This is a genomic window from Pseudomonas sp. FYR_5 (assembly GCF_043106315.1).
GTDB classification, from domain to species: Bacteria; Pseudomonadota; Gammaproteobacteria; order Pseudomonadales; family Pseudomonadaceae; genus Aquipseudomonas; species Aquipseudomonas putida_Y.
On record NZ_JBICMK010000045.1, the window covers coordinates 1 to 17,286 of the forward strand.

Annotated in this window: 15 protein-coding genes; 9 read left to right on the forward strand and 6 right to left on the reverse strand. The window is 63.2% G+C overall.

What is annotated here, in order from left to right:
- Positions 1 to 113 precede the first annotated feature (113 nt).
- Entirely contained in the window at positions 114 to 1,124 is a 1,011-nt protein-coding gene (locus ACF8RA_RS05765) for a DUF4917 family protein (protein WP_176682662.1), read from the forward strand.
- Between the two features lie 33 nt (positions 1,125 to 1,157).
- On the opposite strand, the gene ACF8RA_RS05770 is transcribed toward ACF8RA_RS05765, so the two are convergent.
- Positions 1,158 to 2,372 carry a class I SAM-dependent methyltransferase gene (locus ACF8RA_RS05770; protein WP_392487744.1) on the reverse strand — a complete coding sequence of 405 codons (1,215 nt, stop codon included), beginning with the start codon at positions 2,370 to 2,372 and terminating at the stop codon, positions 1,158 to 1,160.
- Between the two features lie 88 nt (positions 2,373 to 2,460).
- A complete protein-coding gene (locus ACF8RA_RS05775) occupies positions 2,461 to 3,078 on the reverse strand; it encodes a TPM domain-containing protein (RefSeq protein WP_176682660.1) in 618 nt (205 codons plus the stop codon).
- A gap of 186 nt (positions 3,079 to 3,264) precedes the next feature.
- Between ACF8RA_RS05775 and bglX the strand changes: the two genes are divergently transcribed.
- From bglX to ACF8RA_RS05805, 6 genes are all read left to right on the forward strand, one after another.
- Positions 3,265 to 5,556 (forward strand): beta-glucosidase BglX, encoded by a 2,292-nt coding sequence (gene bglX / locus ACF8RA_RS05780; RefSeq protein WP_176682659.1) that lies wholly within the window; start codon positions 3,265 to 3,267, stop codon positions 5,554 to 5,556.
- Positions 5,557 to 5,686: 130 nt separating this feature from the next.
- Positions 5,687 to 7,444 (forward strand): ATP-binding protein, encoded by a 1,758-nt coding sequence (locus ACF8RA_RS05785; protein WP_392518917.1) that lies wholly within the window; start codon positions 5,687 to 5,689, stop codon positions 7,442 to 7,444.
- Positions 7,438 to 8,772: a sigma-54 dependent transcriptional regulator gene (locus tag ACF8RA_RS05790; protein ID WP_176682657.1), complete on the forward strand. Its 1,335-nt coding sequence runs from the start codon at positions 7,438 to 7,440 to the stop codon at positions 8,770 to 8,772. The genes ACF8RA_RS05785 and ACF8RA_RS05790 overlap by 7 nt, the downstream gene beginning before the upstream one ends.
- 253 nt (positions 8,773 to 9,025) lie before the next feature.
- A complete protein-coding gene (locus tag ACF8RA_RS05795; protein WP_176682656.1) occupies positions 9,026 to 10,345 on the forward strand; it encodes an MFS transporter in 1,320 nt (439 codons plus the stop codon).
- Between the two features lie 300 nt (positions 10,346 to 10,645).
- A complete protein-coding gene (locus ACF8RA_RS05800; RefSeq protein WP_209963741.1) occupies positions 10,646 to 10,972 on the forward strand; it encodes a hypothetical protein in 327 nt (108 codons plus the stop codon).
- Between the two features lie 119 nt (positions 10,973 to 11,091).
- Positions 11,092 to 11,697, forward strand: coding sequence for a flavin reductase family protein (locus tag ACF8RA_RS05805; protein WP_010952506.1), 606 nt, complete (start codon positions 11,092 to 11,094; stop codon positions 11,695 to 11,697).
- Here the strand turns inward: ACF8RA_RS05805 and ACF8RA_RS05810 are convergent, their stop codons facing one another.
- Together ACF8RA_RS05810 and ACF8RA_RS05815 are read right to left on the reverse strand one after the other, a co-directional pair.
- Entirely contained in the window at positions 11,698 to 11,964 is a 267-nt protein-coding gene (locus ACF8RA_RS05810; RefSeq protein WP_014859143.1) for a hypothetical protein, read from the reverse strand.
- Between the two features lie 16 nt (positions 11,965 to 11,980).
- Entirely contained in the window at positions 11,981 to 12,274 is a 294-nt protein-coding gene (locus tag ACF8RA_RS05815; protein WP_209963738.1) for a putative quinol monooxygenase, read from the reverse strand.
- Positions 12,275 to 12,476: 202 nt separating this feature from the next.
- Between ACF8RA_RS05815 and ACF8RA_RS05820 the strand changes: the two genes are divergently transcribed.
- Complete coding sequence (locus ACF8RA_RS05820) at positions 12,477 to 13,397, forward strand: AraC family transcriptional regulator (protein ID WP_176682652.1); 921 nt, start codon at positions 12,477 to 12,479, stop codon at positions 13,395 to 13,397.
- A 123-nt stretch (positions 13,398 to 13,520) separates the two neighbouring features.
- Here the strand turns inward: ACF8RA_RS05820 and ACF8RA_RS05825 are convergent, their stop codons facing one another.
- A complete protein-coding gene (locus tag ACF8RA_RS05825; protein WP_392487745.1) occupies positions 13,521 to 15,158 on the reverse strand; it encodes a 5-guanidino-2-oxopentanoate decarboxylase in 1,638 nt (545 codons plus the stop codon).
- A 114-nt stretch (positions 15,159 to 15,272) separates the two neighbouring features.
- On the opposite strand from ACF8RA_RS05825, the gene ACF8RA_RS05830 reads away from it, so the two are divergent.
- Complete coding sequence (locus ACF8RA_RS05830; protein WP_392518918.1) at positions 15,273 to 16,148, forward strand: LysR substrate-binding domain-containing protein; 876 nt, start codon at positions 15,273 to 15,275, stop codon at positions 16,146 to 16,148.
- 154 nt (positions 16,149 to 16,302) lie between these two features.
- Here the strand turns inward: ACF8RA_RS05830 and ACF8RA_RS05835 are convergent, their stop codons facing one another.
- Entirely contained in the window at positions 16,303 to 17,172 is an 870-nt protein-coding gene (locus tag ACF8RA_RS05835) for an oxaloacetate decarboxylase (RefSeq protein WP_103463020.1), read from the reverse strand.
- Between the last annotated feature and the right edge of the window lie 114 nt (positions 17,173 to 17,286).

A 17,286-nucleotide genomic window follows, 5' to 3' on the forward strand; every position in this document is an offset into this window, starting at 1 on the left:
CGCGAAAGGGCCAGCACAGACAACCCAAAACCATCGCCTTGACACCAACCCTCGCACACCTCGCATGACATGCTAAAGTCGCCCCGTTCCCCGCACCACCCAACGGACCCAGCATGCCCGCACTCGATGCCACCCTTACCCCCTGGCCAGAACTCGCCGCCCGCCACCCCTGCGACGCCCTGCTGCTGGGCAACGGCGCCAGCCGCGCAGTATGGAAGCCGTTCGGCTACTTCTCGCTGTTCGAGCAAGCGCAACGCGCGGGCCGCAAGAAAGGCCTGGCGGTCAGTGACCAGGCACTGTTCAAGTCCCTGGCCACGGAACTGTTCGAGCCGGTGCTCAGCGCCCTCAACACCACCGTGCGTACCAATGCCGCCCTGGCCATCAACTCCACCGCGCCGCTGAACCGCTACTACTCGATCAAGGAAGCGTTGATCCACGCCGTGCGCACGGTGCATCTGCCCTGGCCGCTGATGCCGAAGGCGACACTGACAACCCTCAATCAGGCGCTGCGCGGCTATCGAAGCGTCTACACCAGCAACTACGACCTGCTGCTGCCATGGGCCGTGCAGCACGCCCCGAACGGCTTCGCCGAACTGTTCGACGAACAAGGCTATTTCGACGTTCGACGCACCGGCAGCGAAGGCACCCGGGTGCTGCACCTGCACGGCGGCCTGCACCTGCTCAAGCTGCCCGACGGCACCACCCGCCAGCGCAGCGCTGAAAGTGCCGAACTGCTCGATGGGTTTGCCGTGAACATCCCGGGTGAAGTACCGCTGTTCGTCAACGAAGACCGCAGCGACGAGAAACTGCGCGCCATCCGCAACTCGGACTATCTGAGCTGGTGCCTGGGGCAGCTGGCAGGGGAAAGCCAGGGGCTATGCCTGTTCGGGCAGCACCTGGACAGCAGTGACCGGCACCTGCTCGACGCTGTGCGCCAAGCCCGTCCGCAACAGCTGTCCATTGCCATTCGGCCGCTAGGCGAGGCGTCGGTGATCAATCAGAAGCAGCATTTTGCAGATCGTTTCGGGGATTTGCCGGGGACGGCGCTGCATTTCTTCGATGCCAGCACCCATCCGTTGGGGCAGGCAGCATTGGCTGTCGAAGTGCCCTCTGCTCGGCGCTGACAGCGTCCCCTGCAGGCATGCCGGTGGGTGGCGTCAGAGCAACCCATCCGCCCGCAACAATGTTTCCAGGCAATGCTCCTGCACCCCATAGAACGCCTTGAGCTGGGCAATCTTCTCCAGCAACGCCCCGTTATCCCCCGCCTGGCGCCGCTTCACCGCAAGAATCATCTTGTTCTTGTTGGTGTGCTCCAGCGAGATGAACTCGAACACCTTGGTTTCATAGCCACAGGCTTCCAGATACAGTGCGCGCAGGCTGTCGGTGAGCATTTCGGCCTGCTGGCCCAGGTGCAGGCCGTACTGCAGCATGGGTTGCAGCAACCCCGGGCTGTGCAGTTGCGGGCGGATCTGTTTGTGGCAGCACGGCGAGCACATGATGATTGCGGCGTTGCAGCGGATGCCGGTGTGGATGGCGTAGTCGGTGGCGATGTCACAGGCATGCAAGGCGATCATCACCTCGATGGCCTCAGGTACCACGCTGCGTACGTCACCACACTGGAAATCCAGGCCCGGGTGGTCCAGGCGTGCGGCCGCGGTGTTGCACAGGTCGACCATATCCTTGCGCAGTTCCACGCCTGTCACCTGTGCGTCACGGCCCAGGCTGTTGCGCAGGTAATCGTGCATGGCAAAGGTCAGGTAGCCCTTGCCCGAGCCGAAGTCGGCCACCCGCAGTGCCTGCTCGGCCGGCACCGGGGCGCTGGCCAGGGCGTGGTCGAACACCTCGATGAATTTGTTGATCTGCTTCCACTTGCGCGACATGGACGGGATCAGTGCGCCTTGTGCATCGGTCACACCGAGGTCGCGCAGAAACGGCCGCGACAGCTCCAGATAACGCTTCTTCTCGCGGTCATGCCCACTGCCCGCGTCGGCCACGCGCGGCGCCTGGGCACCGTGGCGCTGGAGCATCGGCTTGCCCTTCTTGCTGAAGGTCAGCTGCACTTCGCCGTCAGCATCGAACAGGTGAGCATTGCGGAAGCTGTCCGGCAGCAGTTCGGAAACCAGCACCTGAGCCTGGTCCAGCGGCAGGTTGCGGGTGATGTCACGGGTCTGGTGGCGGTAGACCAGCGACAGGCACGGCTGGCCCTTGACCTGCAGCGGCTTGGCAATGATCCGTTGCAAGGTCTGGTCGGCACCGACATGGCGCGCCAGCACCAGTTTGACCAGGGTTTCGCCGTGCAGGGCGGCGTTCAGCAGGTCGAGAAACTGAGCGCGCGCATCCGGCGCGGAAGAGGCAGAAGTACTGGCGGGCATGAAAAAGGGGGCCTTGGGTAGCGGAACGCCTATTCTAACGTGCCCCAAGCACCCTGTGGGAGCGCTCTCCAGAAACGCTGGTGCTCCTTCAGTCGAGAATCACCAAGCGGTTGGGCAACTCGTTGCGGGCATGGGTTGGCGGCACGTGCCGGCTAAGCAGCTCGCCACACGCCTCGATGCACTCGACAAAGCCCTGCAAGGTACGGCCCTGGCGCACCTGCTCGGCCAAGCGGGCACCGATGGCCGCGCGGGCCTCGGCATCCAGGCAGTGTTCGATACCCCGATCGACCAAGATTTCCACATGCCGCTCCGCCTCGCTGACGAAAATCAGCACGCCCGTGGCGCCTGCTGTGCGCTGCAGGTTCTGCTCGCGAAACTGCTGGCGGGCCAGGCGTGAGGCTCGCCAGCGGCGCAAGGCACGGGGGATCAGCCAGTCGGCCAGGCGCGCGTTGCGCAGCAGCAGGCACAGACCGACGAACAACAGCACGTTGCCCAGCAGCACACCACGCACGCTGGGCCAAGCCAGCAGCCAGTGCAACAGACCCGGTACGGACAGCGCCAGCACAGCGGCGCAGAGCAACGGCCAATAGGCGTAGTCGTCGGCACGGCGGGCCAGCACCGTCACCAGTTCGGCATCGGTACGCCGTTCGGCACGGGCTATGGCTTCGGCAATCTGCCGCTGATGGTATTCGTCGAAGGGCGTCATGCCGTCGGTCTCTTGAGCGTTCTTATAGTTGTTATCCCGGCATTCGGGGCTTCATCCGCAGGCGATATATTCAGGCATAATCCGCCGCTGGAAGAATTGCCCGCAAATCGTACAACAATAGCCGCCTGAAAACTTCGGTCGCGCACGTATCACGGTGGATACGGCAGCGGCCCCATAACGGAATTGATGATGAAACTGTCTTTGCTGGGCCTGGCCATGGGCCTTGCCAGTCAGGCGGCCCTCGCCGCCCCCTCCGCGCCGCCCCTGCAGGACAAGCAGGCATTCATCGAGCATCTGATCAGCCAGATGACCGAAGCCGAGAAAATCGGCCAGTTGCGCCTGATCAGCATCGGCCCGGAGATGCCTCGCGACAAGATCCGCGAGGAAATCGCCGCCGGCCGCATCGGTGGCACCTTCAACTCTCGCACAGCCCCCGAAAACCGACCGATGCAGGACGCGGCCATGCGCAGCCGCCTGAAAATCCCGATGTTCTTCGCCTACGACACCGTCCACGGCGAGCGCACCATCTTCCCGATCGGCCTGGGCATGGCCGCCACCTGGGACATGGAGGCCGTCGCCAAGGTCGGCCGCACCGCGGCGATCGAAGCCTCGGCCGACGCCCTGGACATGACGTTCGCGCCAATGGTGGATATCGCCCGTGACCCGCGCTGGGGCCGCACCAGTGAAGGTTTCGGCGAAGACACCTACCTGACTTCGAAAATCGGCCAGGTAATGGTGCGCTCGTTCCAGGGCAGCAGCCCGGCCAACCCCGACAGCATCATGGCCATCGTCAAGCATTTCGCCTTGTACGGCGCAGTGGAAGGCGGGCGCGACTACAACACGGTCGATATGAGCCTGCCGAAAATGTACAACGACTACCTGCCACCCTATCGCGCCGCGCTCGATGCGGGCGCCGGTGGCGTGATGGTCGCGCTGAACTCGATCAACGGCGTACCAGCCACCTCCAACACCTGGCTGATGAACGACTTGCTGCGCAAGGAGTGGGGCTTCAAGGGCGTGACCATCAGCGACCACGGCGCCATCCAGGAGCTGATTCGCCACGGCGTCGCCCGTGATGGCCGTGAAGCCGCCAAGCTGGCGATCAAGGCCGGCATCGACATGAGCATGAACGATACCCTGTACGGCGAGGAGCTGCCGGGCCTGCTGAAATCCGGCGAAGTGAGCCAGCGCGAACTGGACCAGGCGGTACGTGAGGTGCTGGGTGCCAAGTACGACATGGGCCTGTTCAAGGACCCATACGTGCGCATCGGCAAAGCCGAAACCGACCTGAAGGACTACTACGGCAACGACCGCCTGCACCGCGAAGCTGCGCGTGACGTGGCACGCCGCAGCCTGGTGCTGCTGGAAAACCGCAACCAGACCCTGCCGCTGAAAAAGGCCGGCACCATTGCCTTGGTCGGCCCGCTGGCCGATGCCCCGATCGACATGATGGGCAGCTGGGCCGCCGACGGTAAACCCGTCCACTCCGTGACCGTGCGCGAGGGCTTGCGCCGCGCCGTGGACGGCAAGGCCAAGCTGGTCTACGCCAAAGGTTCCAACGTCACGGGCGACAAGGCGATCCTCGATTACCTGAACTTCCTCAACTTCGATGCCCCGGAAATCGTCGACGACCCACGCCCGCCTGCCGTGCTGATCGATGAAGCAGTCAAGGCGGCGAAGCAATCCGACGTCGTGGTCGCTGTAGTTGGCGAGTCCCGCGGCATGTCCCATGAGTCGTCGAGCCGTACCACCCTGGAGATCCCGGCCAGCCAGCGCGAGCTGATCAAGGCGCTCAAGGCCACCGGCAAACCGCTGGTGCTGGTGCTGATGAACGGCCGTCCGCTGTCGATCAGCTGGGAGCGCGAGCAGGCCGACGCCATCCTGGAAACCTGGTTCGCCGGCACCGAAGGCGGCAATGCCATCGCCGACGTGCTGTTTGGCGACTACAACCCCTCCGGCAAGCTGGCCATTACCTTCCCTCGGTCGGTGGGGCAGATCCCGATGTACTACAACCACACTCGCATCGGCCGGCCGTTCACGCCGGGCAAGCCGGGCAACTACACCTCGCAATACTTCGAAGAACCCAACGGGCCCCTTTATCCGTTCGGCTATGGCTTGAGCTACAGCAGCTTCGAGCTGTCGGGCCTGAACCTGTCGGGCAAGGATCTCAAGCGCGGCGATACGCTGGAAGCCAAGGTAACGGTCAAGAATACCGGCAAGGTTGCAGGCGAGACGGTGGTGCAGCTGTACCTGCAGGATGTGTCGGCGTCGATGAGCCGCCCGGTGAAAGAGCTGAAAAACTTCCAGAAGCTGATGCTTGAACCTGGTGAAACCCGCACGTTGACCTTCCGCATCAGCGAGGACGACCTGAAGTTCTACAATGGCCAGTTGCAGCGGGTTGCCGAACCTGGGGAGTTCAATGTCCAGGTAGGGCTGGATTCCCAGGCGGTGCAGCAGCAGAGCTTCGAATTGCTTTGACTGAAAATGGCCGCCTGTTCCGGCCTTTTCGCGGCTAAACCCGCTCCTGCAGGTGCTGCAGAGTACCTGTAGGAGCGGGTTTACCCGCGAAGAGGCCGGCCCCGATATCCCACCACCGGATCCGCCCCCAATGCCCTTTTCCTTTCGCGCCCTGCGTCTGGGGCTGATCACCCTGCTGATCGTGCTGGGTACCGCACTCAGCGCCGGCTGGGCCATGCACCAGGCCAAGCGCCAGGCCATGGAAGACGACGCCAAGCGTGCCAGCCAGCAACTGGGCCTGTACGCCAACGCACTGCACACCCTGATCGAGCGCTACCGCGCCCTCCCCGCCGTGCTGGCGCTAGACCCGGAGCTGATCGCAGCCTTGCGCGGCCCGATCGATGAAGGCGTTCAGAACGCCCTGAACCACAAGCTCGAACGTATCAATGGCGCCGCCAATTCCTCCACCCTCGAACTGCTCGACCGCACCGGCCTGGCCATTGCCGCCAGCAATTGGCGGCTGCCCAGCAGCTACGTCGGCTCCAACTACGGTTTCCGTCCCTACTTCAAGCAAACCCGCAGCCAGGGCAGTGGCCGCTTCTATGCCGTGGGCGTGACCAGTGGCGTGCCGGGCTACTTTCTCGCCAGCGCGGTGAACGACGAGCACGGCCGCTTCCTTGGCGCCATGGTGGTGAAGCTGGAATTCCCCGAGCTGGAACGCGAGTGGCGACAGGGCAACGATATCCTGTTGGTCAGCGACGCCCGCGGTATTACTTTCATTGCAAACCAGGATGGCTGGCGCTACCGCGAGCTTCAGCCGCTCAGTGGTGCCGACCGTGCCGAGCTGGCCGAAACCCGTCAGTACGACAAGCAACCGCTGGTGCCGCTCCAGCATCAGGTGCTGACGCGGTTTGCCCCCTACAGCACCCTTAGCCGCGTGCAAGGCCCCGAGGGTAGCACCGAGTACTTGTGGGAAAGCCTGCCGCTGGAAGGCGAAAACTGGACCTTGCACCTGCTGCGCAAACCGCAGGTCGCTGCCGACGGCCGTAATGCCGCGCTTGGCGCCGCCGCCGTCTGGCTGAGCCTGGTGTTCGCCGTCCTTTTCGTCAGCCAACGCCTGCGCCTGGCACGCCTGCGCCAGCGCAGCCGGCAAGAACTCGAACGCCAGGTCGAGGAGCGCACCCGCGAGCTGCGCACTGCCCAGGAAGGCCTGGTGCAATCAGCCAAGCTGGCCGCACTTGGGCAGATGTCGGCGGCCATGGCCCACGAAATCAACCAACCGCTGACCACCCAACGTATGCAGCTGGAGACGCTGCGCCTGCTGCTTGACCATGGTCGCCACGACGAAGCACGGCAAGCGCTGGAGCCGCTGGAACAGATGCTCACGCGCATGGCAGCGCTGACCAGCCACCTGAAAACCTTTGCCCGCAACAGCCCGATGGGCCTGCGCGAACGCCTCGACCTGGCAACCGTGGTCGATCAGGCCTTGCACCTGCTGGAAGCGCGCATTCGCAGCGAGGAAGTGGAGGTGGCTCTGTACCTGGCACGCCCGGCCTGGGTACGCGGCGATGCCATACGCCTGGAGCAGGTGCTGATAAACCTCCTGCACAATGCACTCGACGCGATGATCGACAAGAGCTACAAACGCCTGGAGATCCGCATCGAACCCGACGGAGAGCTATGGCGCCTGAGCGTGCTCGACTCGGGTGGCGGCATTGCCGAAGCCGACCTGCCCAAGATCTTCGACCCGTTCTTCACCACCAAACCGGTGGGGGAAGGGCTAGGGCTGGGCCTGGCCATTTCTTACGGCATCGTCCATGAGGCCGGCGGCCAGCTGCGGGCCGAAAACCTGCCTGGCGGCGCGCGCCTGAGCCTTACCCTGCCCCGTGACCTGGAGCCTGTATGTTGAATTCGGTGATCGTCGTCGATGATGAAGCCAGTATCCGCACTGCTGTCGAGCAATGGCTGAGCCTGTCAGGCTTCAGCGTGCAGTTGTTCGCTCGCGCCGAAGAGTGCCTGGCGCACCTGCCGCAGCACTTCCCTGGGGTGATCATCAGCGATGTGCGCATGCCGGGTATGGATGGCCTGCAATTGCTCGAACGCCTGCAAGCGAACGACCCCGACCTGCCCGTGATTCTGCTGACCGGTCACGGTGATGTACCGATGGCGGTAGAAGCCATGCGCAGCGGGGCCTATGACTTCCTGGAAAAACCCTTCACGCCGCAAGACTTGCTGGGCAGCCTGCGTCGCGCCCTGGAAAAGCGCCAGCTGGTGCTGGAGAACCGCCGGCTCCACGAGCAGGCCGACCTCAAGTCACGCCTGGAAGTCACGCTGCTGGGCATGTCCCAGGGCCTGCAACAGCTGCGCCGGCAAGTCCTGGACCTGGCCAGCCTGCCGGTAAACGTACTGATCCGCGGTGAAACCGGCAGTGGCAAGGAGCGGGTGGCCCGCTGCCTGCACGACTTTGGTCCTCGCGCCGCCAAGCCCTTTGTAGCCCTTAACTGCGCGGCCATCCCCGAATCGCTGTTCGAGGCCGAACTGTTCGGCCATGAGAGCGGTGCCTTCACGGGCGCCCAGGGTAAACGGATCGGCAAGCTGGAGTACGCCAACGGTGGCACCGTGTTCCTCGACGAAATCGAGAGCATGCCACTGGCCCAACAAGCCAAGCTGTTGCGGGTGATTCAGGAGCAGAAGCTGGAGCGCCTGGGGGCCAACCAGAGCATCAGCGTGGACCTGCGCATCATTGCGGCGACCAAGCCCGACCTGCTCGGGGAGGCTCGTGCCGGGCGCTTCCGCGAAGACCTGGCCTACCGCCTGAATGTGGCCGAATTGCGCCTGGCACCGCTGCGCGAGCGGCGGGAGGATATTCCGCTGCTGTTCGAACACTTTGCCCGTGCTGCCGGTGAAAAGCTTGGTCGCGCTGCCCCGCCGCTATCGGGTGCACAGCTGGCGCAGCTGCTGTCACATGACTGGCCTGGCAACGTGCGTGAGCTGGCCAATGCGGCGGAGCGGCATGCGTTGGGGCTGGGTTCGCCAAACATCGAGGTTGCACCTGCCGGGCAGTCGCTGGGCGAGCAAATGGAAGCATTCGAGGCGCAATGCCTGCGTGCGGCCTTGCGTCAGCATGGGGGCGAGATCAAGTCGGTGATGGAGGCGTTGCAACTGCCGCGGCGCACGCTTAACGAGAAGATGCAACGGCATGGGCTGGTGCGCGAGGATTTTATTGGGCAGGCATGAGCGGAAATCCGCTTATGACCAGGACCTGGTAGGCGAAAAACTGCTCATCACATCGAGATTTCGGACTGCTTTGCAGCCCTTCGCGGTCAGGCCCGCGCCTGCATAGGGCGGCGCAAGGCCCACTACTGTGCCGGCTTGGGGTATTTGATGCCCTCAAATGAATCAGCCCGCACCCATTTGGCACACCTTCTGCAATTGCCTTGGCAAGCTGCGCCACGGCGCGCTCCACAAAAACAACGAGAAGGTATCCCTGATGGATAACGCCACCTCCCTGCCCGCCGGGGCGGCCACCGCGCCTGCCGCAGAAAAAACCACCGCCAGCCGCTTGAAGTCGATTTTCAGCGGGTCCATCGGCAACATGGTCGAATGGTACGACTGGTACGTCTACGCCGCATTCTCGCTGTACTTCGCCAAGGCCTTCTTCCCGGCCGGCGACTCCACCGCACAACTGCTCAATACCGCCGCGATCTTCGCCGTGGGCTTCCTCATGCGCCCGATCGGTGGCTGGCTGATGGGCCTGTACGCCGACCGCAAGGGCCGCAAGGCCGCGCTGATGGCGTCGGTCCTGCTCATGTGCGCCGGCTCGCTGGTCATCGCCCTGACCCCGGGTTACGAAACCATCGGCGTCGCCGCACCTGTCCTGCTGGTCATCGCGCGCCTGCTGCAGGGCCTGTCGGTGGGTGGTGAATACGGCACCTCGGCCACCTACCTCAGCGAAATGGCCAGCAAGGAGCGCCGTGGTTTCTTCTCCAGCTTCCAGTACGTGACCCTGATCTCCGGCCAGCTCATCGCCCTGGCGGTACTGATCGTCCTGCAACAGACCCTGACCACCGAGCAGTTGTACGCCTGGGGCTGGCGCGTGCCGTTCGTGATCGGTGCGCTGTGCGCGGTGGTGGCCCTGTACCTGCGTCGCGGCATGGAAGAAACCGCCTCGTTCACCAAGAAGGAAAAGGCCAAGGAAAGCCTGATGCGCACCCTGCTGCGTCACCCCAAGGAGCTGATGACCGTCGTCGGTCTGACCATGGGCGGTACCCTGGCCTTCTACACCTACACCACCTACATGCAGAAGTACCTGGTCAACACCGTAGGCATGAGCATCAGTGACTCGACCACCATCTCGGCCGCCACGCTGTTCCTGTTCATGTGCCTGCAGCCGGTGATCGGTGGTCTCTCCGACAAGATCGGCCGCCGTCCAATCCTGATCGCCTTCGGTGTGCTCGGCACCCTGTTCACCGTCCCTATCCTCAGCACCCTGCACACCATCCAGAGCTGGTGGGGTGCGTTCTTCCTGATCATGGCAGCGCTGATCATCGTAAGCGGCTATACCTCGATCAACGCCGTGGTCAAAGCCGAGCTGTTCCCTACCGAGATTCGCGCCCTGGGCGTGGGCCTGCCGTATGCCCTGACCGTGTCGATCTTCGGTGGCACCGCCGAATATGTGGCCCTGTGGTTCAAGAGCGCTGGGATGGAGAGCGGCTTCTACTGGTACGTCACCGCCTGTATCGCCTGCTCGCTGCTGGTCTACGCGACCATGAAGGACACCAAGCAGCACTCGCGGATTACCACTGAGTAACGCTGGCCTGGCAGTACTAAAAGGGGCGCTCCATTGCATGGAGCGCCCCTTTTCTATTCAGACTTTTCCTTCTTAACGCCCTATTAATTCCACCTCATCAAGCTGCAATGGCTGGCAGAACGTTGGCGCCCGCAAGGACGCTCCCTAGCCAGGCTTGCGGCCTGAAGCACGACATACGCGCCCAAACACATCGAATAAATAGATTATTAAGCGCTGTTTTTTGCGCTTTTTAATCAAATTATTCGGCGTAGGATTAAACCCATAGAAACAAACAACTCACAAACCCCTGGAGCAACGACCATGAAAAACAAACTGATCCTTACCCTGGCCCTCTCGGTTTTCGCAGCTGGCGCCTTCGCCGAAGATGGCTTCGACCGGACCGACGCTCACACCTTTGCCGCGGCTCAAACCCAGCCCGCCAGCTACGCTGAAGACGGCTTCGATCGCACCGGTGGCCAACGCTTCGCCGAAGATGGCTTCGACCGCACCGGCGGCCAACGCTTCGCCGAAGACGGCTTTGATCGCACCGGCGGCCAACGCTTCGCCGAAGACGGCTTTGATCGCACCGGCGGCCAACGTTTTGCCGAAGATGGCTTCAACCGCACCAACGCGCACCGCATCAGCTGATACCTGATTGCGAGCACCCAGCCCGGCTTCGGCCGGGCTTGATCATTTGCACGCGAGCTCAGGCTTGGCACACTAGGCACCTTGTCCACCAGGAGGTAGGGCCAACAAGGCCAGCACAGATGTATTACTACGAACCCGCCAAAGGCCACGGCCTGCCGCACGACCCGTTCAATGCCATCGTCGGTCCCCGCCCGATCGGCTGGATCTCCTCTCAGGACCGCGAAGGCCGCCTGAACCTGGCGCCTTACAGCTTCTTCAATGCGTTCAACTACATCCCGCCGATCATCGGTTTCTGCAGCGTCGGGCGCAAAGACAGCCTGAACAACATCGAGCAGACCGGTGAGTTCGTCTGGAACCTGGCCACCCGCCCCCTGGCCGAGCAAATGAACCTGAGCTGCGCACCGGTTGCTGCCGAAGTAAACGAATTCGAATTGAGCGGCCTAACTGCCGCACCGTCGAGCATCGTCAAGGTGCCGCGCGTGGGTGAAACGCCGGTAGCCTTCGAGTGCAAGGTCAGCCAGATCGTCCAGCTCAAGCGCGCCGACCAGGAACAGGTGCCCAGCTGGCTTATCCTCGGGGAAGTGGTGGCGGTGCACATTGCCGAACACCTGCTGAACAACGGCATCTACGATACCGCTGCCGCCGAGCCTATTCTGCGGGGGGGTGGCCCGGCGGATTATTTCGAGCTGGGCAACCTGTTCAAGATGGCCCGGCCGCCGGCCTGATCACCAGACCAGCTCACCCTCTTCGCTGACGCCCTGCAGGCGTTGCAGTTCGGCGGTGGCCGCTTCGTCGGCGGCCACGGCGCCCTTGAACACCTGCCCGTCGAGAACCTTGTGAAAGCGCGGCGCGCCGCCCATGCCCAAGGCTTTGACCGCGATGGCTGCGTTGTAGCCGCCACCTTCCACCGGCACCATCGCCGATACCGCTTCGAAATGAGTGAATTCCCTACGTGCCATGTTGCTGTCCGCGTGATTGAACAAGGGCGTCACTTTACCTCATCCACGCTCAATCGAAGGTATGCAAGTCCAGGCTGCTGACCACCTGGGCCTGCACCAGCTCACCGAACACCTCCAGTGTCGGCGAAGCAAAGTAACCACTCATCGCCTGCTGGTCCTGCCAGCTTCCGCTGAGCAACCACAGGTCAGCATCAGCCTGCGAACGCTGCACGGTAAAACTCAGGCAACCCGGTGTACGCCGCGAGGGCTCAAGCAGGTCACGCAGGCGCGCGCCCAGCTCTGCCGAGCGCCCGCTGCTGGCACGGATGAAAGCAAGGTGGGTGACCGGTTGGTTAAGGGTCATTGCACAATCTCCTTGAAGCAGGCGGACGGAAAAGCCAGGCTGCCAAGGTTAGGCGCTCACCCGCGCGGCGCGTTAGGCCATTACTGCACGTCGATTGCCTGATCCTGCAGCGCGGCAGGATCAGGCAATCGACATGCAGCTTTCGACTAGCGCCCGTCTTTGCCCAAACCTATGCTGCGTCGGTCAGCAGAGGAAAGCCATCATGACCACCGCCACGTCCACCGAACCGACCCTGGAACTGCAGCGCCTGGAGCTGGCCGAGCTGATCAACCGCCACGCGGGCGAGCCCCATGGCCCGGCGTCGGCCATCGATGACCTGCACCTGGTGCGCTACACCGAAAATGTGCGTTCTGTGCCCACCCTGGCGCAGCCTGCCCTGTGCATCCTTGCCCAAGGCAGCAAAAGCCTGTTCCTGGGTGACGAGCAGTACGCCTACGACCCACTGCATTACATGGTCGTTTCGGTGACCTTGCCGCTCAGTGCCGTGAGGCTGGATGCCAGCCCCGAGAACCCAAGCCTGGGCCTGCGCATGGACCTGGACCCGGCCGAGATCAGCCAACTGATCGCCGAGAGCGGACCGATGCTGGTACCCAATCGACCTTCCGGCCGTGGTTTGTACGTGGAAAGGACAGATGCCGCATTGCTCGATGCCCTGCTGCGGTTGCTGCGCCTGCTTGACACCCCCCGCGATATCGCAATGCTGGCGCCGCTGTTCCGCCGCGAGATTCTCTACCGCCTGCTGCGTGGGCCGCAGGGTTACCGGCTGTATGAAATTGCCTTGGCCAACAGCCAGACCCACCGGGTTTGCCAGGCCATCACCTGGCTCAACAACAACTTCCAACAGCCGCTGCGTATCGAGGACCTGGCACGTGAGGTCAACCTCAGCACCTCGACCTTGCACCACCGCTTCAAGGCGGTGACCTCGATGAGCCCATTGCAGTACCAGAAGCAACTGCGCCTGCAGGAAGCCCGGCGACTGATGTTGAACGACGGGCTGGAGGCGGCGGTGGCGGCTTATCGGGTGGGTTATGAAAGCCCGTCGCAGTTCAGCCGTGAATACAGCCGGCTTTACGGCGCGCCGCCGATTCGTGATGTGGCTCGGTTGCGGGCTACTGCGGTCTGAAGCTCAACATTCGCCTGCACCGGCGCTTTCGCGGGTAAACCCGCTCCTACAGGTTTTTGCACAGATGCGAAAATTGCGCGCTGCCTGCAGGCGCGAGAGGCCGATACAGGCAATCGCAATGCTTCAACCCAACACCGCGGCCTGCCACTGATTCTGATCCACCTGAATCAAGGTCGGCCCCGTGCGCTCCACCGCTTGCCCGAGCGCCGCCTGCAATTGGGCGATATCGGCCACGTTCTCTGCTGCCGCGCCCAACGCCCGCGCCACGCCGATGAAATCCGGGGTATGGATATCCACCCCGACCGGCTCGATCGCCCGATTGACCATGTATTTCTTGATTTCCTCGTACCCCTGGTTATTCCACAGCAGTACGATCAGCGGTACCTGCGCCTCCACTGCACTGGCCAGTTCCGGCAGGGTGAACTGCAAACCACCATCACCAATCAGGCACACCGCCGGAGCGCGTTCGACGGCCTGCTCGGCACTGCCCAACCAGGCGCCCATGGCTGCTGGCAACGCGTAACCCAAGGTGCCGTACCCGGTCGAGGCGTTGAACCAGCGCCGTGGCTGCTCCATGTCGAGTGTCAGGTTGCCGGTGTACACAGGTTGGGTCGAGTCGCCCACCAGAATCGCATTCGGCAGGCGCTCTAGTATGGCGCTCAGCAAGCGCGTCTGGCTCAGGGTGGGCTGGTCCCAGTCTGCCGCCAGGACCTTGCGCAGATTGGCCACGCGGGCCACGCCCCAAGTGCTTTCGTGCACTGGCTGCGGCTGGGCTTGCAGGGCACCGAGCAGCGCTTCGGCAGCCAGCTCGGCATCGGCTACCAGCGCCAGCTCCGGCAGATAATTGCGCACGGTCTGGTCCGGGTCGATGTCAATGCGCAGCAGACTGCCCGGGATCTCGAAGCCTCCCTTGAAGGTCACGTCATAATCGGTTTCGGCCAGTTCGGTGCCGATCGCCAGCACCACGTCAGCCTCGGCCACCAGCGCCCGTGTAGCCGGTAACGACTGGGTCGAGCCGATCTGCAATGGGTGGCTGGCAGGCAGCAAGCCTTTGGCATTGATGGTCAGCGCCACCGGGGCCTGAAGGTGTTCGGCCAGGCGTGCCAGCGCAGCGCCCGCAGCCAACGCCCCGCCACCGGCCAGAATCAGCGGCCGACGTGCACTGGCCAGTCGCTCAGCCATCTGCGCCACGGCCTGAGGTGCAGCCCCTGCCCGACTACCCCGTACAGGGCGTCCCGGCAGCAGGAAGTCGGCCGGTTCAACCAGCACATCGAGCGGGATTTCGATATGTACCGGACGCGGCCGGGCACTGTCGAACACGGCAAATGCCCGGGCCAGCACCTGCGGCAAGTCGGCTGCACTCATCAAAGTGTGGGAAAACGCTGCCACACCCGATACCAGCGCCGCTTGGTTGGGCAGCTCGTGCAGCTTGCCACGGCCACCGCCCAACTGGTCACGGGACTGCACGCTGGAAATCACCAGCATCGGGATCGAGTCGGCATAGGCCTGGCCCATGGCAGTGGTGATATTGGTCATGCCCGGCCCGGTGATAATGAAGCACACCCCGGGTTTGCCGCGGGTGCGCGCATAGCCGTCAGCCATGAACCCGGCACCTTGCTCATGACGTGGGGTGATGTGACGAATGGAAGAGCCCGCCAGGCCACGATAGAGCTCCACGGTATGTACACCGGGGATGCCGAAGACATGATCGACGCCATAGCCTTCAAGGAGATTGACCAGTACTTCGCCGCAGGTTGCCATCAGGGATCACCATGAATCGTGTTGGGGTATGCCCTTATTGGACCCAAGCCACGGCTATCGCCACAATGCAAAAAAACACATACTAGCCATGTCCTGTGATCATGGCTTACTGCAATGAAACGCCTCCCGCCCCTGCCTGCCCTGCACACGTTTCTGGTCACCGCCCAGCAGTGCAACTTCACCCGCGCCGGGCAGCAGTTGCACATCACCCAAGGCGCTGTCAGCCGCCAGATTGCAGCCCTCGAAGAACACCTGGGTTATGCCCTGTTCAAGCGCGAGGCCCGCGGGTTAAGCCTGACCCGTGAAGGCCTGGACTGGCTGCCGCGGGTGCAGCAGGTGTTCGCGCTGATCGAACAAGGGGTGCGCGAAGTGGGCGAGCACAGCACCACCCTGCAGCTCAAGGCCCCCACCTGTGTGATGCGTTGGCTGCTGCCGCGCCTGATGGAATGGCAGGCACTGCGCCCGGATGTGCCGGTTGAGCTGACCACGACCGTGCAGCACGGGGTGGATTTGCGTCGCGAGGGCTTCGATGCGGCGGTGGTCTATGGCAATGCGCCAAACCACGGGCTGCACGTGCGCAAGCTGTTCGATGAGCAGCTGACCCCGGTGTGCGCACCGTCACTGCGTGAAGGGCCTGTGCCGTTGCAGCAGGTGGAAGACCTGGCCCGACATATGTTGCTGCATCCCTCGCGGGATGAACACGACTGGCGGTTGTGGTTGCAGGCGGCCGGAGTGACGCTGGCCACGCATGGACCCAAACAGCATTTCGAGACACTGGACATGGCGATGGCCATGGCTTCGCAGGGGACAGGGGTGGCGATCGGTGACTGGTCGCTGATTGGCGATGACCTGCGCGGTGGGCGGTTGTGCATGCCGTTTGCGCTGAAGGTGCTGACAGGCAAGGGGTATTTCCTGGTGAGCCAGGCCAGGGGTTTGCCGCCGGGGTTGCTGGAGTTGCTGGACTGGCTGGAGGGCCAGGCCAGCCTGTGACAGCCCTTTCGTGGGGTCGCCCACAGGTATGCACATGCCTTGGGATCTGTGCGGTACCAGTGGGAGCGGGCATGCCCGCGAAGCAGGCGACTCAATGGCCGACTGTGGAGTGCAACCTTGAGCGCCGTCCGTTGAATGGACGGCGCCCTGCCGATCACTCTTCGACGCTCATGTATTCCTTGGCCCAGCGAATGTAGTCTTCAGGCTGGGTGTAGGTGTGCGAGAGTTCGGTGGCACTGAGGTTTTCCGACTTGTTCTGCCGGCCACGCTGCAGCCGCAGGCAGTCGTAAGTGGCCTTGATCGCGGCAAAGTAAGCCGCATGGCCATCGACCACGATGCGCACGCCCAGACGCGCCAGGCGTTCGTCATCGCGCAGGTTCGGGTTGCCATAGGTGACCAGCATCAGCGGCACCGTCAGGTGCTCGGCAATCTGCTCGAGCTGCTCGAAGTCCTTGACCCCTACCATGCAAATACCATCAGCGCCCGCCTTCTGGTAGCTCTGGGTACGCACGATGATTTCTTCGGTGCTGAGTACGCCCGCGTTGGTACGGGCAATGATCGACAGGGACGAATCGACTCGTGCCTCCAGCGCCGCGCGGATCTTGCCAACCCCCTCCTCGACCGGGATCAGGTCGGTAGACTTGCGCCCGAACTGGGCAGGCAGCAGGGTGTCCTCGATGGTCAGCGCGGCCACACCGGCGCGCTCCAGTTCGGTCACCGTGCGCATCACGTTCAGTGCGTTGCCATAGCCGTGGTCGGCGTCGGCCAGTACCGGCAGTTGCGCGACCCGACCAATGCGGGTGGCCTGCTCGACGAACTCGCTGAGGGTGATCAGAGCGAAGTCCGGAGCAGCCAACACCTGCAACGAGGCGACCGAACCGCCGAGGATACCGACTTCGAAGCCCAGGTCTGCGGCAATGCGTGCCGACATCGGGTCGAACACCGAGGCAGTGTGGAAACAGGAACCTGAAGCGAGCAGCTCGCGGAAGGCAAAACGCAGATCTTGGTGGGAAGCCTTGGGCATGATCACTCCGCAATAATGTTGAAATTTGAACGGTAACTACCGACCCCTGTAATCGGGTCTACCTGACCTGTTCCAACCGTCGCCATCTGGGCGGTCATGCTCGACATGCAGGCA

Bases quoted from the DNA above. Each gene is read 5' to 3' on its own strand.
- ACF8RA_RS05805 (WP_010952506.1), top strand. From the start codon at position 11,092: ATGTATTACTACGAACCCGCCAAAGGCCACGGCCTGCCGCACGACCCG.
- ACF8RA_RS05835 (WP_103463020.1), bottom strand. From the start codon at position 17,172: ATGCCCAAGGCTTCCCACCAAGATCTGCGTTTTGCCTTCCGCGAGCTG.
- ACF8RA_RS05815 (WP_209963738.1), bottom strand. From the start codon at position 12,274: ATGACCCTTAACCAACCGGTCACCCACCTTGCTTTCATCCGTGCCAGC.
- ACF8RA_RS05825 (WP_392487745.1), bottom strand. From the start codon at position 15,158: ATGGCAACCTGCGGCGAAGTACTGGTCAATCTCCTTGAAGGCTATGGC.
- ACF8RA_RS05765 (WP_176682662.1), top strand. From the start codon at position 114: ATGCCCGCACTCGATGCCACCCTTACCCCCTGGCCAGAACTCGCCGCC.
- ACF8RA_RS05770 (WP_392487744.1), bottom strand. From the start codon at position 2,372: ATGCCCGCCAGTACTTCTGCCTCTTCCGCGCCGGATGCGCGCGCTCAG.
- bglX (WP_176682659.1), top strand. From the start codon at position 3,265: ATGATGAAACTGTCTTTGCTGGGCCTGGCCATGGGCCTTGCCAGTCAG.
- ACF8RA_RS05820 (WP_176682652.1), top strand. From the start codon at position 12,477: ATGACCACCGCCACGTCCACCGAACCGACCCTGGAACTGCAGCGCCTG.
- ACF8RA_RS05800 (WP_209963741.1), top strand. From the start codon at position 10,646: ATGAAAAACAAACTGATCCTTACCCTGGCCCTCTCGGTTTTCGCAGCT.
- ACF8RA_RS05785 (WP_392518917.1), top strand. From the start codon at position 5,687: ATGCCCTTTTCCTTTCGCGCCCTGCGTCTGGGGCTGATCACCCTGCTG.
- ACF8RA_RS05775 (WP_176682660.1), bottom strand. From the start codon at position 3,078: ATGACGCCCTTCGACGAATACCATCAGCGGCAGATTGCCGAAGCCATA.
- ACF8RA_RS05795 (WP_176682656.1), top strand. From the start codon at position 9,026: ATGGATAACGCCACCTCCCTGCCCGCCGGGGCGGCCACCGCGCCTGCC.
- ACF8RA_RS05830 (WP_392518918.1), top strand. From the start codon at position 15,273: ATGAAACGCCTCCCGCCCCTGCCTGCCCTGCACACGTTTCTGGTCACC.
- ACF8RA_RS05790 (WP_176682657.1), top strand. From the start codon at position 7,438: ATGTTGAATTCGGTGATCGTCGTCGATGATGAAGCCAGTATCCGCACT.